This is a genomic window from Bradyrhizobium sp. CCBAU 25338 (assembly GCF_028128965.1).
Lineage (GTDB): Bacteria > Pseudomonadota > Alphaproteobacteria > Rhizobiales > Xanthobacteraceae > Bradyrhizobium > Bradyrhizobium liaoningense.
This window is the reverse complement of sequence record NZ_LFKY01000002.1, coordinates 331094-354193: the sequence shown is the minus strand read 5'-3', so window position 1 is coordinate 354193 and position 23100 is coordinate 331094. Positions and strand designations below refer to the sequence as shown.

Below are 23100 nucleotides of genomic sequence, written 5' to 3'. Positions count from 1 at the left end.
GATTGACTGGGAAGCGCATGCTCAATCCGAAAGACAAAAAGCGGATTCTGGTGCTCGGCATTGGCAACATCCTGTGGGCCGATGAGGGATTTGGTGTGCGTGCGGTCGAGGAGTTTCATCGCCTCTACGCCGTCGCTGACAACGTCACCGTTCTCGATGGCGGCACCCAGGGGCTCTACCTCGTCAGTTTTCTTGAAGGGGCCGATTGCCTGATCGTGTTCGATGCTATCGACTATGGATTGCTGCCCGGGCAGTTGAAGCTTGTACGAGATGACGAAGTGCCAAAATTCACGGGCGCCAAGAAAGTGAGCCTGCATCAGACCGGCTTCCAGGAGGTCTTGAGCGCGGCCGATTTGCTTGGCAGACGGCCGCGAGAGCTCGCTCTTATCGGCTGTCAGCCGTTGGATCTGGAGAATTGGGGCGGACCGCTGACCGCACCGGTGCGCTTTCAGATTGCCCCTGCGATTAAACTCGCTTGTAGACTCCTAGAGCAGTGGGAGTCGCCGGCAAAACCGCGGAGCGCGCCGCTGGCTGCATCTGAACGGCTCTTGGCGAACAATATTGACCATGCGAATTATGAAAATGAGGGCGCAGCCGATCTAGAAGCCTGCGACTGACCATGTGCCTTGGCTTGCCAATGACGATTGTCGAGACTGACGGTATTACCGCGCTGTGCGAATATGGCAGTGAACAACGGCGCATCTCCGTCATGCTGCTCGCTGATGTATCGGTCGGCGCCAAGGTGCTCGTTCATATCGACAGCGCAGTGCGGCTCTTAGACGAAAATGAAGCAAGGCAGATCTCCGAAGCACTTGACGGGCTTGAGGCCAGCCTCAACGGTCAGAACTACGATCGCTTCTTTGCGGACTTGATCGGTCACGAGCCGCAATTGCCGGAGCACCTACGCTAACGGTTCCGCTCCCTTGCGCGGACTGGGGTTCTTCACAGACCGAATTCCAGTCGCAGGAACATCGGCCTGGATAATATCAGGCGCTATGCCGTTGGTTCGAATGCGAGCCGCGGCTGAAGGTGATTGGCATGCGCCTTGCTAACCGCCTGCTAGCAGAACCGAACATTATCAGAAAGAAGTGCGATGAAGTTGCAGCCGGCGCAGCATGGTCTGACACGACCCACTCAGTCGGACGTGGAGGGCGTCAGCGCCGATGCGCGCCTGGCCGTGCACGCTCCCGGGAAGGAGACCGTGATGCCGCTGTCGGCGGCCGATCCCCTACATATGCTCCGGATCATCCAGCTCGCATTCTTTCTTTCTGAGTTTGTTTGGCCAGGCATGCAAGGTGCAGTACACTCGTGCGGGGCTAGTGGCACACCAGTCGGCCGGCGTAGACCGTCGACGCCGAGCCTATGCCAAAGGCACGATATACTCTGCCTAATCGGCAAGATACCGGCCCGTTCGCTCACGATCAATCGCATCTCCGGGCCGATCATTCGGGCACACGCCGGCAGCATCGGCGTCGGCAAGTGCAATGCCCGTGGATACAGACAATGGAACATCGCATCGTGAAAACAGCGATCCCCGTTGTATCCGGCGCCGCCGACCGGGCGGCGAGCGACGTTACCACTAGATCTGGATGTCTCGATGTATTCTATCGCCCCGCGACGAGTGCGCTCGTCAAGCGCGCCTGGCGCGATTGCGACGAACGTGCAAGGAAGCACCCGAACGCCACCTTGCTGTTGTCAAATGCCGCTGCTGCCGTTGGGGGGCAGAGAAGCGGTTCTCCGACACAATTGTACGATCTCGCATATCTCAGCGATGCCGAGCACAAGCTGATCGACGAATTGCTCGGAGAAGGCGAGGTGACCGGCGTGGTTGCGCTGCCCGATGGCTGTTTGGCGCAAATCCGTGAATCCGTGCTTGCGGGAATCTGGCGCGTGCGCATCGGGACCGAACCGGCAAACGAATATGTTGAGGTCGGAGGGATTCCGCAGATTGTCCGGCGTGCCGCAACTGACCTGACGTCCGCCGATCTTGTGATTGGCACGCCGCCGCATGGCGCGATGAACGTTCAACCGGTGCTGGCCGAAATACGCGAGCGGGCTAGCGTGTGGCGATTTGGCATGAATGCGCACATCATCAATCTCACATTGCTACCAATGAGCATTGTCGACTTGACATTCCTGCAGCAAAGCTTGGGCAACGGACCGGTCCAACTCATGTTGCGGGGCTACGGCGCCTGCCGAGTGCAGGCGACCGGGACTAGGAATGTTTGGTCCGTGCAGTTCTTCAATTCCACGGACAACATCATCCTTGATACGCTGGAGATTGGGGGCGTGCCGATTGTTGCGTTGGCTGCCGACGAGGATTTCCAGGACTCTGCCGAACGCTTGCAGGAAATCATTAAGGCGTACTTCACATGAAGCGCTCGGGCATTTGGCATCAGATAGGATCCCGCAGATGGGGCGTGCGCATGGGCCATAGCTTGCGCGCGATGATGGGGCCGCGTTGCGCATGATCGTCGCTGCCCGCAACAAAATCCATGTCCGCGTATTGCTAGCTGCCGACGTAGTCGCCTCGGTCGAGATCCTGCCACGAGTCCGGCCACCGCTGGCGCGGATATTCGCCGGAAAGCCGGCCTCGTCACTACTCAATGTCGTCCCGCGGCTCTTCGCGTTATGTGCCACTGCGCAGCAAATCGCACTGTTGTCCGCGATCGAAACCGCGCGCGACGAAGTGATCACCCTCACAACAAAACAGCGTCGTATTGCGCTTATCATTACCGAGCGCATCGTGGATTTGGTACGGGGGCTGTTTGTCGGACATCTTACGCCGGACGTCGGCAGTGCGGCGGCAATCGGCTCCCTGATGTCGGAATTGTCAGCGCTTGTCCGCTCCGAACAGCTAGCCTGGGGCTCCCCTCAACGGGAAGCAACAGCACGGATTGTCGCTGCGATGGGCACGCTGGGCGTACCGAATGAGGGGGGCGCGCTCAGGTCCGGTAGCCCACTGGCGCGTCGCGTTCTGGCGCTTAATGAGGTCGGCCTGAAGTCTGCCCCGACGGAACACTCGTTCCTGTCCGCTGCTGACGACCTCAAAATTACGGAGCGGTTGCTCGGAGATGACTCGACGTTTTGCTGTTGCCCCGATCTCGAAGGACATGTGCCCGAGACGGGTCCATGGGCGCGCCAAATGACCCGAGATCGGCTGTTGCTGAGACCCTTCGGTGCGGCCGAGCGGCTGACGGCCAGAATTGTTGAAATCGTCCGGCTATGTGCCTGGCTTGAGGCCGGCGCTCAGATTGACGCCGCGGAGCATGGGATTATCGAAAGATATAAGCTAGGGCCCGGCCGTGCAGCGGCCGCGGTCGAATGCGCCAGGGGCCGTCTCTACCACGCGGTTGAGCTTGATGCTCAGGGCCGGATATCCCGCTTCGAATTCCTTGCGCCGACGGAGTGGAACTTCCACCGGCGCGGACCGCTTGTACGGAACCTGCAGGGGGCGGCGCTGACGGCTCGACGACGCTGTGATGAAGTGCGCGCATTGATTGCATCGCTCGATCCATGCGTCGGGTTCACCTTCAATTTTCGCGAAGTTCGCGATGCATGAAATGGCGATTTGTCTTGGGATCATTCAGATCGTCGAGGAGAAGGTACGGGAGCGATCCTCTTCGCGGGTGCGGAGCGTCTGTTTAGAGATGGGAGCGCTGAGTCATGCCGCGCCGGAAGCGATCAGGTTCTGCTTTGCTGTCGCTGCAACGCGAACCGTTGCCGAGGGCGCCGCTCTTAATATCGTCGAACTACCAGGCGTTGCCTGGTGCATGAGCTGCTCGAAAAGTGTCGAAATTTCACGACGCGGTGAGTGCTGTCCTTGCTGCGGCAGCTATCAATTGCAGGTAATTGCGGGCGAACAGATGCGAGTAAAAGAGCTGGAGATCGATTGATGTGTACCGTTTGCGGCTGCACGGAAGGGACGCCGTCGACCAAACACTTGGAGGCGAATGATGCGGAGAGCCATGAACGATACGCCGACCATGTGCAGGATGATTGCGATAGCCATTCTGCCCTTCAGCCGCCCGACCAAGGTCCCCCGCTCTCAAACCACGGTGGCGATAGTTATAACCGTCGTCGGTCGGCCCATCATCACGCCCTTCCGAGCGGCGGCGCCGGCTCGGCTGGTTTAAGGGTCGCGGGCATGAGCAGAAAGAAGATCATTGAGATCGAGCGCGATATTCTGGGCAAGAATAATGGGATTGCGGCCGTCAACCGCGCGCTCTTCGTTGCCGATGACCTGCTTGTATTTAATCTATTGTCCAGTCCCGGAGCAGGTAAAACGACACTGCTGGTCCGCGCCGTGTCCGAGCTGAAACGTAGGCGGCCGGTTGGGGTTATTGAAGGCGACCAGCAGACCTCGAACGATGCCGAACGTATTCGGGCGGCCGGCGTGCCAGCCGTTCAAGTCAATACCGGCAAGAATTGCCATCTCGATGCTGCAATGATTGGCGAGGCTTATCGCCACTTGCCGCCGCTCACAGGCGGTATTCTCTTCATCGAGAACGTCGGTAATCTGATCTGTCCCGCTGCCTTCGATCTTGGCGAGGCCCGCAAGATCGTAGTTTTTTCGATTACGGAAGGTGAAGACAAGCCGCTCAAATATCCTGATATGTTTGCCGCTTCGTCGCTCATGCTGATTAACAAGATTGATCTGGCGTCGCTGCTTGATTTCGATTTGGGAAAGACCATCGAATACGCCAGACGCGTCAATCCGAAGATCGACGTGCTTGTCGTTTCGGCTCGTACTGGAGAGGGCTTTGGCGCGCTCTACGCCTGGATCGATAAGCAGGCGGGCGATCAGAGGCGCATCGTAGAGGACACAAGGCTATGAGCGCCGCAGCCACCTGCGACCGAACACGGCTGCGCGTGCGCGTGAGCGGGGCAGTGCAAGGGGTCGGCTTTCGTCCTTACGTTTATGGACTCGCCATGCGGTACGGATTGGCCGGGTTTGTCATCAATGGCCCCGAGGGCGTCATCATCGAGGTCGAGGGCCACCGTGCGTCGGAGTTTGTTGCCACGTTACCGCTTGAGGCGCCTCCATTGGCACGCATCGACCACATCTGCGTTCGGGAGACTGTGGCGCTCGCGGCGAAGGACTTTTCCATCGGCACGAGCGAAGTCGGAAAATTGTCAACGCAGATCGTTGCCGACGCCGCGGTCTGCCCGCAATGCCTCAGCGAGCTATTCGATCCAGAAAATCGGCATTACCTTTACCCGTTTATCAGTTGCTGCCATTGCGGCCCACGCTACACCATCGCCGAACGGCTTCCATACGATCGCCGTAACACCGTGATGAGCGCTTTTAACTTGTGCGCCGCCTGCGCGGCCGACTATGCCGATCCGGCGAGCCGCAGGTTTCACGCAGAGGCGATCGCGTGTCCGGCATGCGGTCCTCGGCTCAGCCATGGGATCAGCGTCATTGTCGCGGCAATCGCGGGGGGACAGATCGTGGCGATAAAGGGGCTGGGCGGATATCAGCTTCTTTGCGATGCGCGTAATCAGGAGGCCGTGCAGCGTTTGCGCAGGAGAAAGCTCCGCCTTCAGAAGCCACTCGCAGTTATGGTCGATTCCATAGAGGGCGTTGGCGAAATCGCGGAGGCGAACGCGGCCGAGCTTACGCTGCTCGAATCCATCGCACGTCCTATCGTCCTCCTGCCAACGCGCAACAATCTGGCGCCCGCCATAGCTCCTGGTTTATCACGAATGGGTGTCATGCTGCCCGTAGCGCCGCTGCATCACCTCATCTTGCATGCGTTTCGCTCGCCGCAGGCGCGTGCGGGGTCTGGCCCGGTCATCGTCGTCACCAGTGCAAATCTCTGCGGCGAACCGCTCCTGATCGATAACGCGCAGGCGCTGCGGCGACTCAAGGGGGTCGCCGACCTTGTCGTGACCCATGATCGCGATATCTTGACGCCTGCTGATGATTCCGTGGTTTCAGTGGTGGCCGGCCGGGCCCAATTCATTCGCCGTGCTCGCGGCTATGTTCCCGAACCGATACGGCTTGCAAGGTCCGTCCCGCCCGTGCTCGCCGTAGGCGGGGCACTGAAATCGACCGTCACCATCACGCGGGACGACCAAGCGTTCGTCTCTCAGCATATTGGCGATCTAAATACAGCCGAAGGCATCCGTGCGTTTGAAAAGACGATCCGACACCTCACATCGAGCCTTGACGTGGAGCCCGTCGCCGTCGCCCATGATTTGCATCCCGATATGGCTTCTACCCGGTTTGCGGAGGCAAATGCCCGCGCGCTGGTCGCGGTTCAGCATCACCACGCACACGCTGCCGCAGTAATCGCCGAGCACGGCCATGCGGGACCTGCGCTTGCCCTGGTGCTCGACGGACATGGCTTTGGCTCCGAAGGCGGTAACTGGGGTGGCGAACTATTGTTGTGCGAAGGGACGTGGTCCCGACGCATCGGGCACTTAGCGCCCCTGCAGATGCCTGGTGGAGATCGTGCAGCCCGCGAGCCGTGGCGCATGGCGAGCGCAGTATTACACGGGCTCGGCCGGGGTAACGAAATCGGGCAGCGCTTTGCGGCGCAGCGCCAAGCCGGGGGGCTGTCGGACTTGCTCGACCAGCCGGGCGGGACCACCACGACCAGTGCGGGACGGTTGTTCGATGCGGCAGCGGCGCTGCTGGGGATTGCGAATTTGCAGAGCTATGACGGCGAAGCAGCGATGAAGCTCGAAGCGCTGGTGCGGCAGACTGCGATTCTGGAAGCCGGCTGGACCATCGATGGCGGCGTGCTGTCGCTTGGTCCGCTATTCTCGCGGTTGATTGCTGATGACATTGACGTCGCCGGCGGAGCCGGGCTGTTTCATGGCACTTTCGCCGCCGCCTGCGTTGACTGGGTCACGCGCTCTGCGCGGACAACGGGCGTTAATACCGTGGTTCTGAGCGGCGGCTGCTTCCTGAACGCTGTGCTGGCGGACAAAATCCCGCGCGGTTGCAGCGATGCCGGTCTTACCCCGCTGGTGCCGCAGCGGCTGCCGCCCAATGATGGCGGTTTGAGCCTTGGCCAGGCCTGGATTGCCGCTCTACAGATGGCTCAACAGTCGCCCGCCAGCGGAGGAACTGCCTGATATGTGTCTTTCGGTTCCGGCAAAGATCGCCAAGATTCTTCCCAACCAAATGGCCCTCGTGTCCATCGATGGCATCAGCCTGGAGATATCGATTGCCCTCATCGACGAGCTTGAGGTCGGCGATTGCGTCCTAGTCCATGTCGGCTATGCGCTCGCTAAGATCGATCCGACAGAAGCCAAGCGCACGCTAGAGCTCCTGCAGGAGCTAGGCAGCGCAGCGCAGGAATGCCGATCGTGAAATATTTTGACGAATTTCGCGACAAGACCACCGCGCACGGACTTGCGCGTGCGATTGACGCTGCGGTCAGTTCACAAAGAGCCTACCGGTTCATGGAATTTTGCGGTGGACACACTCATGCCATCTCCCGCTACGGTTTGGAGGATCTGCTGCCCGCGAACGTCCGGATGATCCACGGGCCCGGTTGTCCCGTCTGCGTTCTGCCGGCGAGCCGTATCGACATGGCGATCCGGCTCGCCGAGCGACCAGAGGTCACTCTGTGCGTCTACGGCGACCTGATGCGCGCGCCCGGGTCGCAAGGACAGTCCCTGTTGCGAGCTAAAGCGCTCGGGGCCGACATTCGGATGGTCTACTCGACCCTCGACGCTATCCGGCTGGCCGAACAGACGCCGGGCCGTGAAGTGGTTTTCTTTGCCATCGGATTTGAGACCACGACACCCCCGTCGGCGGTCATGATTCGCATTGCCGAGAACAAACGGTTGGAGGGCCTTAGCGTGTTCTGCAATCACGTGCTTACACCCTCGGCGATGCACAGCATTCTCGAGAACCCGAAGATCCGCAACACAGGTGGCGTCCCCATTGACGGCTTCATCGGGCCTGCACATGTCAGCACCATTATCGGTACGCGGCCTTACGAGCCCCTGGCGGAACAGTTCGAGAAGCCGATCGTGGTCGCCGGATTTGAACCACTCGACGTGCTGCAGGCTATCCTGATGCTGGTGCGGCAGGTGAACCAAGACCGCTACGAGGTAGAAAACCAATACAGCCGTGCAGTGACACGCGATGGCAATCGGCGCGCCAAGGAGGAGGTGTCGCAGGTATTCGAACTGCGTGAGCAGTTTGAATGGCGTGGGCTTGGACTTGTACCCAACAGCGGACTGAAGCTTAAGCGGTCTTACGCAAAGTTCGACGCGGAGACGCGTTTTGCGATCCACGACATGCGTGTCGCAGACAATCCGGCCTGTGAGTGCTGCGCGATCCTGCGTGGCGCCAAACGGCCGGTCGATTGCAAGTTGTTTGGAAATGCGTGCACGCCGGAAACGCCCATAGGGGCCTGCATGGTGTCATCAGAAGGGGCTTGTGCGGCGTATTGGACCTATGGCCGAGTTCGTGATGAGCAGATGAGGCAGACGTCATGAGCGTGAAAGCCGATCAACGCAACCTCGACCTGGAGAACGGACGCGTTGAACTTGCCCACGGCTCTGGAGGCCGTGCCATGGCACAGCTGATCTCCGGCCTTTTTCACCAGGCCTTCGGTAATGAATGGCTCGCCCGGTGCAATGATCAGTCGGCGTTTGATGTTTCGGGAGGCAGGATGGTGATGACGACTGACGGCTATGTGGTTTCGCCACTGTTCTTTCCCGGCGGCAATATCGGGTCCTTGGCTGTGCACGGCACGATCAATGATGTCGCGATGTCCGGCGCACGTCCACTCTATTTGTCAGCCAGCTTCATCATCGAGGAGGGCTTCCGGTTTTCCGATCTCAAGGCGATTGCGGATTCGATGGGCGCGGCGGCGCGAGGGGCCGGCGTTTACATCATTGCCGGGGACACCAAGGTCGTAGAGCGGGGCAAGGCGGATGGTCTGTTCATCTCTACGGCCGGGATCGGGCTTGTGGCCGGGGGGCTCGATCTCTCCGCCGACAAGGCAAGGGTCGGGGATCGTGTGCTGCTGTCAGGTAGCCTCGGCGATCATGGGGTGGCGATCATGTCAAAACGTCAGAACGTCGCTTTTCAAACCGAAATCGTCTCGGACTCAGCAGCGTTGCATAATCTCGTAGCGGCCATGCTTGCCGCAGGTGGGGGAGGCATCCGGGTGATGCGCGACCCCACGCGCGGTGGGCTCGCTGCTGCTCTCAACGAGATTGCCCAGCAATCCGACCTCGGGTTTCATCTGCGGGAATCAACCATTCCGGTGAAGCCCGCTGTTGCGGCTAGCTGCGAACTCTTTGGACTCGATCCGATCCATGTCGCCAACGAAGGCAAGCTCGTTGCGATCGTGGCGCCTGATTCGGCCGATGCCGTTCTTGCAGCCATGAAGGCGCACCCGCTCGGGTCCAATGCGGCTGATATTGGCGAGGCGGTGGCTGACGATCACAAATTTGTTCAGATGACGACCGATTTCGGCGGCCGACGAATCGTCGACTGGCTGTGGGGCGAACAATTGCCTCGGATCTGTTGAACAGGCTGCGCAACGTCCTTTTTTGGCGGCCATTTACTATCAATGGTGATTAGCTCCTATCGATGGTGATTAGCCACCAGCTCCACAAGGCTTCGCTTGATAGGCAATCCTGCCCATTGGCAAATTGCCGTCTTTGCGGCCTGAGAAGTTCGGCGAGGCTGGATCGGTTGTTAGCTTTTCTGCGGGGCGAGACTGCAATTCGGAACGATTCATCGGTATCGCGCGAAACAGGATCGCACGATCTGGGCACCCCGTCGGTTTGAAATCCTGCGAAGCCTGTAAAATATCGCTGAATTCCTGCGCCATCTTGGTGGGCTGCGTCGCGATATCGCTGCACGCTTCAGATAAGAAGGGCGGATCAGGCAGGGAGTTTCAAATGAAGGTCGGAGTTCCGAAGGAAATCAAGGCGCACGAATATCGCGTCGGCCTTACCCCTGGAGCTGCCCGAGAATACGTGGCAGCGGGCCACCGCGTGATGATCGAGACTGATGCCGGCGCTGGCATTGGTGCAACCGATGACGATTATCGCAATGCTGGCGCAACGATTCTAACTTCGGCGGCTGAGGTATTCGCATCGAGCGAGATGATCGTAAAGGTTAAGGAGCCTCAGCCGGCCGAATGGTCCCAGCTGCGCGAGGATCACATCCTATTCACTTATTTGCATCTGGCCCCGGACCCGGATCAGGCTACCGCCCTCTTGAAATCTGGATGCACCGCGATCGCCTATGAGACCGTAACTGATGCGCATGGTGGTCTTCCACTGCTGGCGCCGATGAGCGAGGTCGCGGGTCGGCTTGCGATCGAAGCGGCGGGTAGCGCTCTAAAGCGGAGTACAGGCGGGCGAGGGCTGCTGATCGGTGGGGTGCCCGGCGTTCAGCCTGCTCGAATCGTCGTGATTGGAGGTGGCGTCGTCGGTACGCACGCGGCGCGCATGGCGGTCGGTCTGGGAGCAGAAGTGACCATCATCGATCGTTCGATAATCCGCCTCCGTGAGCTGGACGAGCTATTCGAAGGACGCGTTCGCACCAGGTTTTCGACCATCGAGTCGGTGGAGGAAGAGGTATTTGCGGCGGACGTGGTGATTGGTGCGGTGCTCGTCCCAGGTGCGAGCGCCCCGAAGTTGGTTCGCCGGAGCATGCTGAGCTCGATGCGCAAGAGGGCGGTACTCGTGGACGTCGCTATCGATCAGGGCGGGTGCTTTGAGACGTCGCACCCAACCACTCACGCTGATCCAACTTACGAAGTGGATGGAGTCATTCATTATTGCGTAGCCAATATGCCCGGTGCCGTACCGCTGACCTCGAGCCAGGCACTGAATAACGCGACCCTGCCGTTTGGTCTGGCTCTGGCCAACAACGGTTTTTCCGCCGTACTCGAAAATCCACATCTGCGGGCGGGCCTCAACGTCCATCGGGGCCGGCTAACTTACAAAGCGGTGGCCGAGAGCCTCGGGCTGCCCTTCTCACCGATCGAACAGGCTGCGGCCTGATCCCAGAGGCCCTCATGGGCGTTTCCTCCCGGACTTAGGCCACCCTTCGGGGTGGCTTTTTTTTGGCTCCATCGATCTGCTGACGCCGGCATTTTTCTAGCGTGGGGCGAAGCGGAGGATCACCAGACGAACGCCTGGCTTTAGTCGCCCGCACGATGGGAAGACAATGTACTTTCACTCATACAGCGCCTATGAATGCCGCTGTTGCCGGATAATCCAAGGCAATTGAGAATGCGTCCCGGGGGTCCCAGGAGGACGCGCATTTCCGGAGCGACTTTATCTGGAGCGATCGCCGCGGGCTTTCCGACTGCCTGTGAGGCGCGGACCGGCGATGACTCCCGCTATGCGCTGCTGTCAGGCCCCTTGTAGGATTTGCGACACCGTGTCGAGGCGGCGACTTGCGTTATGGAAAATACTGCAGACGAACCAAGCTCAAACTGTCTGGCACAAGACTTGATAGCAAGAAACCGTCCCGCACTTTTGCTTACGGAATCGCAGTGATGGCCTACAAGATAATCGCATCCCAGTGCACCGTCTGCGGTGCGTGTGAGTTCGAGTGTCCCAATGCGGCGATCAGCCTGAAGAACGACATATATGTGATCAATGCGTCCCAGTGTACCCAATGTGAGGGCCATTTTGACGCACCGCAATGTGCCGTCGTTTGCCCGGTGCCCGATACATGCGTGCCGGCAAAGGTGGGGTAGCCGATGAGAGGAGCTCCCGCACGAATTTACGAGGATACTCGACAGCCGCCGCCCTTTCAATCCATCTCCTGTTTTACTCAGTCGCTGGCCCGAGTTCGCGGTGGCTTGCGCAATCCGCTCGGATTGCCGCCGCTTCGATGATCGGTCCGTTCGAGGATTGAGAAGCAATCGTAGATTTCCGCCAGTCCTTAAAGAAGGCAAACGCGAACTTATTAAGGTTCTCCCGCGAACCCAAGCTCCGCTCGCTGTCGTCAGGTGGATATTTGTCTGTTAGGCGTATGAGTTCTTCCACGTTGGTCGATGCTTCCTGGCGCAGTGATCAAATGGGCCCCGGCGGTCGGTGACGGCAATTTCTTGCTCGATGATGTTGAGCGACTCCTGAGCCCGCGCACCACGATGGTTGCGATCACACAAATGTCGTGTGCTCTGCGCCGTGTTGCCGGTGAAAGACGCGGTGGGGATGCGCATGCCCGCGGTATCCGGTGCTGGTCGACGGCTGGCAAGGATACGTCCATCCGACCGCCGAAGTCTGCGATATCGATTGCGATTTCTACGTCATGACCGGCCACAAACAGTGCGGTCCGATGGGATTGGTGTGCTTACGGCAAGTCTGCGCATCCGGCATCGATGACGCCCTTTAATGGCCGTGGGGACATGATCCGCGAGGTTTTCGCGTTGCGGTGCCATTTATGGCGATCCGCCACGCCGGTTCGAAGCTCGTACGCCGCCGATCGCCGAAGCCATCGCTTTAAGCGCGGCTATCGATTACATTGCAGATCCGCAGGCAATCGCTTCCGCGCAGGAGAGGCTGGCTTCCACCTTCATGGACCGCGCCGGTGTAGCGGGGCGGCGCACTGTGCGATGCCGCTGCTCAACCAATTCGGCGTGCTGGCGACGTGCCGTGGGTCCATTGGACTTTACAATGCACACGGAGAGATCGATGTGCTCGTGCGTGCCCTGATCGAGCGGGGCAGCTGCTCTGGGCGAGCCTACGACGTTCACGCGGCGAGGCCATAGATCTCTGGGAGGATGCGATCGCGCACCTCATCAGCATTGCAGCAGGCGAGCACCTGTAGGTCTCAGCAAGCATAGATAGCATTGGCAAGCCTGTGTCGGTCAGCCGGCGTTGCAGCCGCCTTCCGCCTTCGATCCCAGAGTACTGCGGTGCCGGATACGCTCGAGAGCTGCGCAGGTTTTCACGCACAGCCCACCTTGTTCCATTTCGAACAGGCCCAAACGAAGAGTTCTCTGCGCAAAGCGCGATGTCGGATTCGCAACAACACATCTTTTCCCGCACGAGGCACGCTAAGCAACTTTGATTGTTCGGTTTTTTGTGCTGACCAGACGCTGGCATGCTGGTTGCAAAACTTGGGTCAAGAAGCCGCCCTCGCAACAGCTAACCTTTGAAGGATATCAGATGAGTCTCGCCACGACCCAGAGCATCGCAGAAATCAGGGCTCGCAACAAAGAGCTGATCGAGGAGGTGCTTAAGGTCTATCCGGAAAAAACCGCGAAACGGCGTGCCAAGCACCTCAACGTCCACCAAGCCGGCAAGTCAGACTGCGGGGTGAAGTCCAACATCAAATCCATACCTGGCGTGATGACGATCAGAGGCTGCGCCTATGCAGGGTCAAAGGGAGTGGTCTGGGGACCAATCAAGGACATGGTTCATATCAGCCATGGCCCGGTCGGCTGCGGTCAGTATTCGTGGGGCTCGCGACGCAACTATTACGTCGGCACGACGGGCATCGATAGCTTCGTGACTCTGCAGTTCACCTCCGACTTCCAGGAAAAGGATATCGTATTCGGCGGAGACAAAAAACTGGACAAAATCCTTGATGAAATCCAAGAGCTGTTTCCACTTAACAACGGCATCACAATCCAATCGGAATGCCCGATAGGGCTGATCGGCGACGATATTGAGGCCGTGTCAAGAGCGAAATCCAAGGAATATGGCGGCAAAACCATCGTGCCGGTCCGTTGTGAGGGCTTCCGGGGCGTGTCGCAGTCATTAGGCCATCACATCGCTAACGATGCGGTGCGCGATTGGATTTTCGGCCACCTCGAGGGCGACGGCAAACCAAAGTTCGAGCCGACGCCGTACGATGTTGCGATCATCGGAGACTACAATATCGGCGGCGATGCGTGGTCATCAAGAATTCTGCTGGAGGAGATGGGCCTGCGCGTGATCGCGCAGTGGTCCGGCGACGGCTCGCTGGCAGAGCTCGAAGCAACGCCGAAGGCAAAGCTCAACATTCTGCATTGCTATCGCTCAATGAACTACATCTCCCGCCACATGGAAGAAAAGTTCGGTATCCCCTGGTGCGAGTACAATTTCTTCGGACCTTCAAAGATCGCAGAGTCGCTGCGCAGGATTGCGGGTTATTTCGACGACAAGATCAAGGAAGGCGCCGAGCGGGTGATCGAGAAGTACGAGCCGCTCGTGAACGCGGTGATCGCTAAATATCGCCCGCGCCTGGAGGGCAAGACGGTGATGCTGTACGTCGGCGGGCTCCGTCCGCGCCATGTTATTGGCGCATATGAGGACCTGGGGATGGAAGTAATTGGCACCGGATACGAGTTCGGTCACAACGACGACTATCAGCGCACAGCTCAGCACTACGTGAAGGACAGCACGCTCATCTATGATGACGTCAATGGCTATGAGTTCGAGCGCTTCGTCGAGAAGCTCCAGCCTGACCTTGTCGGCTCGGGCATCAAGGAAAAGTACGTTTTCCAAAAGATGGGTGTGCCGTTCCGGCAGATGCATTCGTGGGACTACTCGGGTCCATATCACGGTTATGACGGCTTTGCGATCTTTGCGCGCGACATGGACATGGCCGTCAACTCGCCGGTTTGGAAGAAAACGAAGGCTCCCTGGAAGGAAGCTTCGAACGCCAAGCTCCAGGCTGCAGAGTAAAGCAATTCATCTCGCTCTCTGGGAAAGCCGGGGCGATACAAATCTCGATAGTGAAGGATTTCACCAATGGCGCAGAGTGCTGAACACGTGCTCGATCATGTCGAACTGTTCCGCGATCCAGAATACCAGCAGATGCTGGCCAAGAAGAAGATATTCGAGAATCCTCGCGATCCTGCCGAGGTCGAACGTATCAAGGAATGGACGAAAACCGCCGAGTATCGCGAAAAGAACTTTGCGCGGGAGGCGCTAGCGGTAAATCCGGCCAAGGCTTGCCAGCCGCTTGGCGCCGTATTCGCCTCTGTTGGGTTTGAGCGCACGTTGCCCTTTGTCCACGGCTCGCAAGGCTGTGTGGCCTACTACCGCAGTCATTTGTCGCGGCACTTCAAGGAGCCTAGCTCCTGTGTCTCTTCATCAATGACGGAAGACGCTGCCGTATTCGGCGGTCTGAACAACATGACCGACGGGCTCGCGAACAGCTACAACATGTACAAGCCCAAGATGATTGCGGTTTCCACAACCTGCATGGCAGAGGTGATCGGAGACGACCTCAACGCCTTCATCAAGACGTCGAAAGAAAAGGGCTCGGTTCCGGCGGACTTCGACGTGCCGTTCGCTCACACGCCGGCGTTCGTGGGCAGCCACGTCACTGGTTATGACAATGCGCTCAAGGGCATTCTGGAGCATTTTTGGGACGGAAAGGCCGGAACAGCTCCGAAGCTGGAGCGCAAACCGAATGGGGCGATCAACATCATTGGTGGGTTCGATGGCTATACCGTCGGGAACCTTCGAGAGATCAAGCGCATCTTAGAATTGATGGGCATCGACCACACGGTTCTCGCCGACAATTCTGAAGTGTTCGATACCCCGACAGACGGCGAATTCCGGATGTATGAAGGTGGTACGACGCTGGAGGATGCGGCGAACGCGATTCACGCCAAGGCGACTATTTCCATGCAGCAGTGGTGCACGGAAAAAACGCTGACATTCGTGGCGGAACACGGCCAGGACATCGTATCCTTCAACTATCCGGTGGGCTTATCTGCAACGGATGACTTTATCGTCGCGCTGTCACGCATCAGCGGCAAGGAGATTCCCGAGCAACTCGCGCGAGAACGTGGTCGCCTGGTTGATGCCATCGCCGACTCCAGCGCTCATGTTCACGGCAAGAAGTTCGCCATCTATGGCGACCCGGATCTTTGCTATGGATTGGCTGCGTTTCTGCTCGAACTCGGCGCCGAACCGATTCATGTGCTTTCCACCAACGGCAACAAAGCGTGGCAGGAAAAAATGCAGGCGCTGCTTGCAAGCTCGCCATTTGGGCAGGGCTGCCAAGTCTATCCGGGTCGAGACCTCTGGCACATGCGCTCACTCTTGTTCACCGAGCCGGTCGATTTTCTGATTGGAAACACCTACGGGAAGTACCTGGAGCGTGATACCGGAACGCCACTGATCCGCATTGGCTTTCCGATCTTTGATCGGCATCACCATCACCGCTCCCCCGTATGGGGCTATCAGGGCGGTCTGAATGTATTGGTGAAGATCCTGGACAAGATCTTCGACGAGATCGACAAGAAGACCAACGTTCTTGGCAAGACGGACTACAGCTTCGACATCATTCGTTGATGAACGATTACAAGTGCCATCGCCCAAGCACAGGACGATGGCACGAGCACGTGAAGGTGGAATTTGCGATTCATTTGCCTTGAGAGGAAACAGGATGAGTTCACTAGCGGCCACGGTCCAGAATATCTTCGACGAGCCGGGCTGCGCCAAGAATGGCAGTAAGTCGGGGGCCGAACGCAGGAACGGCTGCACCAGACAATTGCAGCCGGGTAGCGCTGCCGGCGGCTGTGCTTTCGATGGCGCCAAGGTTGCGCTGCAGCCGTTCACCGATGTCGCTCACTTGGTACATGGTCCGATCGCGTGCGAAGGTAATTCCTGGGACAATCGCGGCGCGGCGTCGTCCGGCTCGGATCTGTGGCGCACCGCATTCACAACCGATTTGAGCGAAACCGATATTGTTTTCGGAGGCGAGAAGCGGCTCTGCAAAGCGATCAAGGAGATCATCGACAAGTACGATCCGCCCGCCATCTTCGTCTATCAAACCTGCATCCCGGCGATGATCGGCGATGACATCAACGCAGTCTGCAAGGCAGCATCTCAAAGATTCTCAAAGCCGGTGATCCCGATCAATTCTCCGGGCTTCGTCGGTTCGAAGAACCTCGGTAACAAGCTCGCCGGCGAGGCCTTGCTCGACTATGTGATCGGGACGAGAGAACCGGACTACACCACTCCGTACGACATCAATCTGATCGGAGAATACAACCTTTCGGGAGAGCTCTGGCAAGTGAAGCCATTGCTAGACGAGCTGGGAGTGCGAATTCACTGCTGCATCTCCGGCGATGGTAAATATCGCGAAGCCGCTTCATCTCATCGCGCGCGGGCGGCGATGTTGGTGTGCTCAAAGTCCATGATCAACGTGGCACGCAAGATGGAGCAACGCTACGGGATCCCGTTCTTCGAGGGATCGTTCTACGGTATTCAGGATTCAAGCGAATCGCTACGCCAGCTCGCCCGCTTATTGGTTGAACGCGGCGCCCCGACAGATCTGCTCGGGCGCACCGAAGCGGTGATCGCGCGCGAGGAAGCGCGGGCGTGGGCTGCCATCGAGCCGTACAAGCCGCGATTCGAAGGCAAAAAGGCCTTGTTGGTGACGGGCGGCGTCAAGTCATGGTCGGTCGTTGCGGCACTCCAGGAAGCCGGGCTGGAGTTGATCGGAACTAGCGTGAAGAAATCGACCAGGGAAGACAAGGAGCGCATCAAGGAGCTCATGGGGCAGGATGCCCACATGATCGAGGACATGACCGCGCGCGAAATGTACAAGATGTTGAAGGACGCAAAAGCGGACATCATGCTATCAGGCGGCAAGTCGCAGTTTGTCGCGCTGAAGGCGGCGGTGCCGTGGCTTGATATCAACCAGGAGCGTTGCCACGCCTATATGGGCTATGTCGGAATGGTTAAGCTGGTGGAGGAGATCGATAAGTCACTCTCCAGTCCGATGTGGGAGCAGCTACGTCGACCAGCGCCATGGGAGGCATTGGCCAAGGCGAGGGAGCAGATGCAATCGCCGATGGCCGCAATCGCCTGCGATCCGGCGCCGGCCGAAACCGCGCGCCGCGCGAGGAAGATCTGCGTGTGTAAGAGCGTTGATCTGGGAACGATTGAGGATGCAATTTACGTGCACGGCTTGAGGAGCGTCGCAGCGGTCCGAGAGCATACAAATGCGGGCGGTGGCTGCTGTCGAAGTCGCATCGAAGGTATGTTTGTGTCCGAGCCGTCTGACATGCGACAGGCCGCAGAGTAGGGAGTCGTCATGGCGCCAACAAAAGCCTGCGCTGTCAACCCGCTGAAGATGAGCCAGCCGATCGGCGCCGCATACGCCTTCATGGGGCTGCGCGGTGCGATGCCGCTTCTGCACGGCTCCCAGGGGTGCACATCCTTCGGGCTCACGCTCTTTGTCCGGCATTTCAAAGAAGCAATACCGCTGCAGACCACCGCGATGAGCGAGGTTGCGACCGTACTCGGCGGGTATGAGAATCTCGAGCAGGCGATACTGAACATCTATAACCGTACCAAGCCAAAGATCATCGGAATCTGCTCAACCGGGGTCACCGAAACCAACGGCGACGATGTGGATGCCTACCTCAAGCTAATCCGGAGCAATCATCCGCAACTCGCAAAGTTGCCACTGGTGTATGTATCGACGCCTGATTTCAAGGGCGCGTTCCAGGATGGCTGGGAGAAGGCTGTTGCACGCATGGTGGAGGTGCTGGTGGACCGGCCCAGCGCCAATGGCCTGTGGTATCCATCGAAGGTGAATGTTCTGCCGGGGTGTCACCTGACGCCCGGCGACCTTGATGAACTCCATGTCTTACTGGAGGATTTCGGATTGTGCCCCTCCTTCCTCCCTGACCTCGCGGGGTCCCTCGACGGGCATATCCCCGATGAGTTTACGTCAACGACCATCGGCGGCATTGACGTCGACGAAATCGCGAGCATGGGGCGCGCAGGATGGACGATTGCAATCGGTGCTCAGATGCAGCGCGCGGCTGAGATCATGCAGGCTAAGACCGGCGTGCCTTTTCGCGTGTTCGAGCGGCTGTGTGGTCTCCATCCGAACGACGAATTCATGACGTTTTTGAGCGAGATTAGCGGCCGCCCAATACCCTTGAAATATCGACGCCAGCGCAGTCAGCTCGCGGACGCTATGCTGGATGCTCACTTCCATATAGGCGGTCGCAAGGTCGCGATCGGTGCTGAGCCAGACCTTCTGTTCGATCTATCGAGCATGCTGCACGATATGGGAGCGCAGGTGACCGTCGCCGTGACGACCACTCAATCGGAGGTGATCGAGCGGATCAAGACCAAGGAGGTGCTCATTGGCGATCTCGAAGATCTGGAAGGACTCGCCAAACAGAAGCGTTGCGACTTGCTGATCACGCATTCGCATGGAAGGCAAGCGGCGGCGCGGCTGAAGGTGCCGTTCTATCGTACAGGTTTTCCGATGTTCGACCGGCTTGGCGCGGGCCACCAAATATCCGTAGGCTACCGTGGTACCCGCAGTGTGATCTTCGAAATCGCCAATCTCGTGATCGCGCATCGCGAGGAGAACGATCGTCCTACGCCCGATAGGTGGCGGACTACGCCCGGTCTGCCACAAAGCTCTGGGTGTCGCCGCTCCACCGGCGCGGGGCCAATTGCATGAAGGTCGCTTTTGCCACTCAGGACCTGAAACGAGTCGATGCTCATTTTGGTTGGGCAAAGAATATCGCAATCTACGATGTCGCGCCTGACGGTTATGTGTTTCTTAAAGCGATCGAGTTTGAGGGTGACCTTAAGGAGGACGGCAGTGATGACAAGTTGGCGCCAAAGATCGAGGCGATCAAGGATTGCGCAATCCTTTACGTCGCTGCCATTGGTGGTGCAGCAGCTGCGCGAGTGGTAGCCAACAAAATCCATCCTATCAAGGTGAGCAAACCAGAAAGCATTCCGGTGTTGCTAGAAAAGCTCGAGCGGGTGCTGAAGGGCACGCCACCTCCCTGGCTGCGCAAGGTCCTTGCAAAGGACCAACGGCGAACGTTTGAGTTCGGCGAATGAGGTGACATGACCGCAAAAATAGAGCAGCAGGGCAGCGTGGTCGACGCACCATTCCTCATCCAATTGGTCAAGATTTGGCGTGCTCAGGATACCAACGGATCTTGGGAAGGGAAGAGCGATCTTGATCTGCTCGAACCCTATATCCTGGACAGGGAGAAACGGCGCGCATTGCCGATTATAGGTGATCCCGATCCCGACACACTGTGGCGGCTTGAGCTATTCTTCGATGCGGTCGCGCTCTCGATGGAGAGGGAGACAGGCGTTATGGTTCAGCCGATTCTGAAGCTGCATCATGAAGGCTTCGGGCGCATAGTGCTCATCGCAGGGCGGTTGATCGCCGTAAACAAGCAGCTGCGCGATGTGCATCGCTTCGGATTCGATAGTCGCGTCAAGCTGGCTCAGGAGGGGGATAAATATGTCAGCGAGGGAATCGGCCTGATTCAGAAATTTCCGGACGTGGCAAACTATTGAGGATACTCACCCATGTGCGATCGTGAAACACTGAAGGCCGAACTAAAGAAAGTGTCCGCCAAGGCGATACAGGCCAAGATGGATCTGCACGACCTTTCGGAAGAATTGCCCATCAACTGGACGTCGATCATGATTGTGGCGCAGAAGGCGTACGATGTCTACGCCGAGCTCGAGCGCAAGAGCCGCGAGCTGAAAGCACTGGAAAATACTTGAAGGGGCAATGGATGTCATTTGCAACGCGAGACGGCCGCGACTGGACGCCTCAATACCTGACCTCGATCGATGCCAAGAAGTGCATCGGCTGTGGCCGCTGTTTCAAGGTGTGCGGTCGAGATGTCATGACCTTGAAAGGAATCAACGAGGAGGGCGAACTTGTCAATCTCGACAATGACGAGGACGATGAAGTCGAAAAGAAGATCATGGTTCTAAACGATCAGGGCGCCTGCATCGGCTGCGGTGCGTGCGATAGGGTTTGCCCGGCCAACTGCCAGACCCACGTTTCAGCCGCAACCGAAGCTGCATGAGCGAAGGGGGATCGCATGAGGGGACGACCCGTTGGATCAGGTCAACCCGCAACCGAGACTCGCAGCGGCCGACTCGAATGGTCCCGATCTTCCACTGAACAGCAAGACGGAGCGAGCGGAGATATTGGCATAGGTCGCATAGGAGCTTAGCTCCCAGGCAAGCCATACCGGCTGAGTGCGCCTGCTTGCGAGCCTGTCCCGTACTGCAGGGACCCCGTTTTCCCGAAAGGCGCCTGGCCCTGACGCGGGGAGGGCGATCGGTTACCTTCGTGGTCTTCAAGATTGCGAATTGCCGGTTTCCGAACTAGGGACTTTCCTACGGAGCCAATGGTGCCCATCTTATCCTGTGGCGTGCCCGGTTGGAGGATCGGCAGGAGCATAAGTCGCCCGAGGTGCACGGGCGTTGACATCTGTCTGCCCGATCATAGCCGATTGCGTTGAACCGCATGTGACGGCCGCACCTGTGTCCTCCGCAATTCTCCACTGGGGACCGGATCAAGCAGCCCGGAATTGGATGACGGTGCAATAGCCTATGCGAGTTCGTGGACGCCGCGAAAAAGGCACCGATCAGCAATTCTGCTCGCGAGCAGCTGATCCTCGATGGAAGGCTGCATTGGTCAATGTGCCTGCTCAATGGCGGCGGCGGTCCGAGGAAAAGGGTGGTGGCGCTGATCTGCGCCATTATCGGTCGCATTCTTGATGGATCAAGCACGGGCAATATCACGCGCCGTCAGCTTTCGATCGGTGACCAGCGGGGGCGTGACTCGCGTGCGATTGCGCAGCCGCAGTCTCCCAAATGCCGGCAGATGCTTCGGTCAGGTTGTGGTCAGTTAGGTTAAATATTCTCGCCGCGAGCTTGCGCGGCACGAGCTCAATTGCGTGCAATTTTGCCGATAGGAGAGCGATCTGATGTATGGCAGAATCGTTGGCTCATCCAGCCAATCCACAAGCGCTAGCCAAGCTGATGAATCGGGAGATAGCCCCCGCTTTGCGGAAACAATTGCAGGTATGGAGCCAGGTGGATCGTCATCTGAAACAAGGGCTCCATACTCTCTGGATTCCAAGTCGCCCATTGTAGAGATCAGCGAATATTCCTTCGACAAAGGGCTGAAGAAATTTTTGGGGGCAGACATCAGGCACATCGCGAGCAACCCGCAAGAGTACTCGGACTTCGTATCGGAGAAAGCTGAGCACGCAGCAACGGTTACTGGAAGCTATATCAACACTTATCATGATCCGGCTAGGCCCGCGCGCTTCTACAGCTATCCATTGGATGGCGAAACAGTTGGCCTGTTAAGAGTCGGAGGTCCGGTTCGGATTAAGGGAGAGGCCTTCCGGGAACAGTTTGGGCGCAACGATCTCACCTCCGTGGTAGACCTTCGGGTGACTCACCCCCTCGTCGAGAACGCGGGCGATATTCTGCTGGAACACCAACTGAGAAAGGATGGTGATTATCCGTTGATCTTGTCCAAACCAGCCCGGGACGGCATGGAACCCCGCCTAGAGAAAATGGGTTTTGAGCACGTGGGCCGAAATCACTGGGTGCTTGATCCTCACCAGCATCCTGAGGTGTGGACAAAGAATGAGAACGACGAGTGGCAGCGAGTAGGCAAGCCTACGAAGTACCTTGTCACGGCAGAGGGCGGTGATACTGCCCCTGGACCGGCCGTCGAGACGGACTTTTCCGACGAAGATGACCCGTCATTCTACTTGGAGCGCGCCCTTGCAGGGCAGCGCATAGAGTAAAGCAACCGCTAAACCTGAACGATCTTTCGAAAGCTGAGAGAGTGATATCGACACTCAGAGAAGTTTTCGAAAGGGAATTGTTGGACGATGACCCTTCATTTTGCTTGGAGCGCGCTTTTGCCGAACGCGCATGGAGTAACGTGGCTGCGCTAGCAGCGCTGGCCTGAAATGAGGGGCATGTGACCGTTCTAAGCGCGGGCGCAACGGTCTTAATTCAAAAGGGGGCGCGCGCTCGCCGCGTGCGCCCCAGCCGGCTGGAAGCGAGCACTCGACGCTTCTGCGAAGGCACATGCGATGCCGCGGGGGAGCGCCATCCGACGGCACCGTAGCCGGCCTTATGCAGCGTGGCCTCAACGAGCAGCGACGACCATCCATCGCGTTAAGCAGTCCGGCAAAGCCCGAGCTCGAAAACTGCAAGTCTGCAGCTAGCATGGAGGAGATAAGAAGGCTCAATGTTCGTGCAAATTGGTCTGAATTATGCGCCCCGGGCAATGACGTCTGCTGCAATGCCGAAGTTTGCGCGTTGGATTACCAGAAACGCGATACGTCTCGGCACTCGTACGGTTATTGCAGGGGCGCT

The 23100-nt window shown here is 58.4% G+C and carries 23 protein-coding genes and 1 pseudogene; 23 read left to right on the top strand and 1 reads right to left on the bottom strand.

Annotation, left to right across the window (positions count from 1 at the left end; translation table 11 throughout):
* Positions 1-17 precede the first annotated feature (17 nt).
* The 10 genes from ACM42_RS03145 (at position 18) to hypE (ending at position 9509) form a co-directional block, all read left to right on the top strand.
* Positions 18-617 carry a HyaD/HybD family hydrogenase maturation endopeptidase gene (locus tag ACM42_RS03145; RefSeq protein ID WP_271526561.1) on the top strand — a complete coding sequence of 200 codons (600 nt, stop codon included), beginning with the start codon at positions 18-20 and terminating at the stop codon, positions 615-617.
* 2 nt (positions 618-619) lie between these two features.
* Positions 620-910 carry a HypC/HybG/HupF family hydrogenase formation chaperone gene (locus tag ACM42_RS03140; RefSeq protein ID WP_128947980.1) on the top strand — a complete coding sequence of 97 codons (291 nt, stop codon included), beginning with the start codon at positions 620-622 and terminating at the stop codon, positions 908-910.
* 608 nt (positions 911-1518) lie between these two features.
* Complete coding sequence (locus ACM42_RS03135) at positions 1519-2376, top strand: hydrogenase expression/formation protein (RefSeq protein WP_442868894.1); 858 nt, start codon at positions 1519-1521, stop codon at positions 2374-2376.
* A 91-nt stretch (positions 2377-2467) separates the two neighbouring features.
* Positions 2468-3562, top strand: a complete 1095-nt coding sequence (locus ACM42_RS03130) for a hypothetical protein (RefSeq protein ID WP_271526559.1) — start codon at positions 2468-2470, stop codon at positions 3560-3562.
* Positions 3555-3896: a hydrogenase maturation nickel metallochaperone HypA gene (gene hypA, locus ACM42_RS03125; protein ID WP_271526558.1), complete on the top strand. Its 342-nt coding sequence runs from the start codon at positions 3555-3557 to the stop codon at positions 3894-3896. The genes ACM42_RS03130 and hypA overlap by 8 nt, the downstream gene beginning before the upstream one ends.
* Positions 3896-4837 (top strand): hydrogenase nickel incorporation protein HypB, encoded by a 942-nt coding sequence (gene hypB, locus ACM42_RS03120; protein WP_271526557.1) that lies wholly within the window; start codon positions 3896-3898, stop codon positions 4835-4837. The genes hypA and hypB overlap by 1 nt, the downstream gene beginning before the upstream one ends.
* Positions 4834-7089 (top strand): carbamoyltransferase HypF, encoded by a 2256-nt coding sequence (gene hypF, locus ACM42_RS03115; protein WP_271526556.1) that lies wholly within the window; start codon positions 4834-4836, stop codon positions 7087-7089. The genes hypB and hypF overlap by 4 nt, the downstream gene beginning before the upstream one ends.
* Before the next feature lies 1 nt (position 7090).
* Positions 7091-7327: a HypC/HybG/HupF family hydrogenase formation chaperone gene (locus ACM42_RS03110; RefSeq protein ID WP_128947974.1), complete on the top strand. Its 237-nt coding sequence runs from the start codon at positions 7091-7093 to the stop codon at positions 7325-7327.
* On the top strand, positions 7324-8466 hold the full coding sequence (gene hypD, locus ACM42_RS03105; RefSeq protein ID WP_271526555.1) for a hydrogenase formation protein HypD: 1143 nt from the start codon (positions 7324-7326) through the stop codon (positions 8464-8466). Before ACM42_RS03110 ends, hypD begins: the two co-directional genes overlap by 4 nt.
* On the top strand, positions 8463-9509 hold the full coding sequence (gene hypE, locus ACM42_RS03100; RefSeq protein ID WP_271526554.1) for a hydrogenase expression/formation protein HypE: 1047 nt from the start codon (positions 8463-8465) through the stop codon (positions 9507-9509). Before hypD ends, hypE begins: the two co-directional genes overlap by 4 nt.
* Before the next feature lie 69 nt (positions 9510-9578).
* Here hypE and ACM42_RS03095 read toward each other — a convergent pair whose 3' ends face one another.
* Positions 9579-9815 (bottom strand): hypothetical protein, encoded by a 237-nt coding sequence (locus tag ACM42_RS03095; RefSeq protein WP_271526553.1) that lies wholly within the window; start codon positions 9813-9815, stop codon positions 9579-9581.
* Between the two features lie 70 nt (positions 9816-9885).
* Here ACM42_RS03095 and ald point away from each other — a divergent pair, with 70 nt between their 5' ends.
* From ald to ACM42_RS03030, 13 genes and pseudogenes are all read left to right on the top strand, one after another.
* Positions 9886-10998, top strand: coding sequence for an alanine dehydrogenase (gene ald / locus ACM42_RS03090; RefSeq protein ID WP_271526552.1), 1113 nt, complete (start codon positions 9886-9888; stop codon positions 10996-10998).
* A gap of 398 nt (positions 10999-11396) precedes the next feature.
* Complete coding sequence (locus tag ACM42_RS03085) at positions 11397-11702, top strand: 4Fe-4S binding protein (RefSeq protein WP_271526551.1); 306 nt, start codon at positions 11397-11399, stop codon at positions 11700-11702.
* Between the two features lie 309 nt (positions 11703-12011).
* Positions 12012-12719: pseudogene (locus ACM42_RS38595) on the top strand (aminotransferase class V-fold PLP-dependent enzyme); the annotation flags it as partial.
* Positions 12720-13119: 400 nt separating this feature from the next.
* Positions 13120-14622: a nitrogenase molybdenum-iron protein alpha chain gene (gene nifD, locus ACM42_RS03075; RefSeq protein WP_271526550.1), complete on the top strand. Its 1503-nt coding sequence runs from the start codon at positions 13120-13122 to the stop codon at positions 14620-14622.
* Positions 14623-14688: 66 nt separating this feature from the next.
* Positions 14689-16245, top strand: coding sequence for a nitrogenase molybdenum-iron protein subunit beta (gene nifK, locus ACM42_RS03070; RefSeq protein WP_271526549.1), 1557 nt, complete (start codon positions 14689-14691; stop codon positions 16243-16245).
* Between the two features lie 94 nt (positions 16246-16339).
* Entirely contained in the window at positions 16340-17986 is a 1647-nt protein-coding gene (gene nifE, locus ACM42_RS03065) for a nitrogenase iron-molybdenum cofactor biosynthesis protein NifE (RefSeq protein WP_271526548.1), read from the top strand.
* Positions 17987-17995: 9 nt separating this feature from the next.
* Positions 17996-19387 carry a nitrogenase iron-molybdenum cofactor biosynthesis protein NifN gene (gene nifN, locus ACM42_RS03060; protein ID WP_271526547.1) on the top strand — a complete coding sequence of 464 codons (1392 nt, stop codon included), beginning with the start codon at positions 17996-17998 and terminating at the stop codon, positions 19385-19387.
* Positions 19384-19779, top strand: coding sequence for a nitrogen fixation protein NifX (nifX, locus tag ACM42_RS03055; protein ID WP_271526546.1), 396 nt, complete (start codon positions 19384-19386; stop codon positions 19777-19779). The genes nifN and nifX overlap by 4 nt, the downstream gene beginning before the upstream one ends.
* Before the next feature lie 6 nt (positions 19780-19785).
* The gene (locus ACM42_RS03050; protein WP_271526545.1) at positions 19786-20250 is read left to right on the top strand and encodes a NifX-associated nitrogen fixation protein; all 465 of its coding nucleotides are present in this window, start codon (positions 19786-19788) and stop codon (positions 20248-20250) included.
* A gap of 12 nt (positions 20251-20262) precedes the next feature.
* Complete coding sequence (locus tag ACM42_RS03045; protein WP_271526544.1) at positions 20263-20463, top strand: CCE_0567 family metalloprotein; 201 nt, start codon at positions 20263-20265, stop codon at positions 20461-20463.
* 11 nt (positions 20464-20474) lie between these two features.
* Complete coding sequence (gene fdxB / locus ACM42_RS03040) at positions 20475-20774, top strand: ferredoxin III, nif-specific (protein WP_128947961.1); 300 nt, start codon at positions 20475-20477, stop codon at positions 20772-20774.
* A 542-nt stretch (positions 20775-21316) separates the two neighbouring features.
* Positions 21317-21613, top strand: coding sequence for a hypothetical protein (locus tag ACM42_RS03035; protein WP_271526543.1), 297 nt, complete (start codon positions 21317-21319; stop codon positions 21611-21613).
* Positions 21614-21683: 70 nt separating this feature from the next.
* Positions 21684-22520: a host specificity protein gene (locus tag ACM42_RS03030; RefSeq protein ID WP_245471557.1), complete on the top strand. Its 837-nt coding sequence runs from the start codon at positions 21684-21686 to the stop codon at positions 22518-22520.
* Positions 22521-23100 lie beyond the last annotated feature (580 nt).

Excerpts from the sequence above, each read along its gene's own strand:
- ACM42_RS03145 (WP_271526561.1), top strand. The coding sequence starts at position 18 with ATGCTCAATCCGAAAGACAAAAAGCGGATTCTGGTGCTCGGCATTGGC.
- ACM42_RS03140 (WP_128947980.1), top strand. The coding sequence starts at position 620 with ATGTGCCTTGGCTTGCCAATGACGATTGTCGAGACTGACGGTATTACC.
- ACM42_RS03130 (WP_271526559.1), top strand. The coding sequence starts at position 2,468 with ATGATCGTCGCTGCCCGCAACAAAATCCATGTCCGCGTATTGCTAGCT.
- hypA (WP_271526558.1), top strand. The coding sequence starts at position 3,555 with ATGCATGAAATGGCGATTTGTCTTGGGATCATTCAGATCGTCGAGGAG.
- hypB (WP_271526557.1), top strand. The coding sequence starts at position 3,896 with ATGTGTACCGTTTGCGGCTGCACGGAAGGGACGCCGTCGACCAAACAC.
- hypF (WP_271526556.1), top strand. The coding sequence starts at position 4,834 with ATGAGCGCCGCAGCCACCTGCGACCGAACACGGCTGCGCGTGCGCGTG.
- ACM42_RS03110 (WP_128947974.1), top strand. The coding sequence starts at position 7,091 with ATGTGTCTTTCGGTTCCGGCAAAGATCGCCAAGATTCTTCCCAACCAA.
- hypE (WP_271526554.1), top strand. The coding sequence starts at position 8,463 with ATGAGCGTGAAAGCCGATCAACGCAACCTCGACCTGGAGAACGGACGC.
- ACM42_RS03095 (WP_271526553.1), bottom strand. The coding sequence starts at position 9,815 with ATGGCGCAGGAATTCAGCGATATTTTACAGGCTTCGCAGGATTTCAAA.
- ald (WP_271526552.1), top strand. The coding sequence starts at position 9,886 with ATGAAGGTCGGAGTTCCGAAGGAAATCAAGGCGCACGAATATCGCGTC.
- nifD (WP_271526550.1), top strand. The coding sequence starts at position 13,120 with ATGAGTCTCGCCACGACCCAGAGCATCGCAGAAATCAGGGCTCGCAAC.
- nifK (WP_271526549.1), top strand. The coding sequence starts at position 14,689 with ATGGCGCAGAGTGCTGAACACGTGCTCGATCATGTCGAACTGTTCCGC.
- nifE (WP_271526548.1), top strand. The coding sequence starts at position 16,340 with ATGAGTTCACTAGCGGCCACGGTCCAGAATATCTTCGACGAGCCGGGC.
- nifN (WP_271526547.1), top strand. The coding sequence starts at position 17,996 with ATGGCGCCAACAAAAGCCTGCGCTGTCAACCCGCTGAAGATGAGCCAG.
- nifX (WP_271526546.1), top strand. The coding sequence starts at position 19,384 with ATGAAGGTCGCTTTTGCCACTCAGGACCTGAAACGAGTCGATGCTCAT.
- ACM42_RS03050 (WP_271526545.1), top strand. The coding sequence starts at position 19,786 with ATGACCGCAAAAATAGAGCAGCAGGGCAGCGTGGTCGACGCACCATTC.
- ACM42_RS03045 (WP_271526544.1), top strand. The coding sequence starts at position 20,263 with ATGTGCGATCGTGAAACACTGAAGGCCGAACTAAAGAAAGTGTCCGCC.
- fdxB (WP_128947961.1), top strand. The coding sequence starts at position 20,475 with ATGTCATTTGCAACGCGAGACGGCCGCGACTGGACGCCTCAATACCTG.
- ACM42_RS03030 (WP_245471557.1), top strand. The coding sequence starts at position 21,684 with ATGTATGGCAGAATCGTTGGCTCATCCAGCCAATCCACAAGCGCTAGC.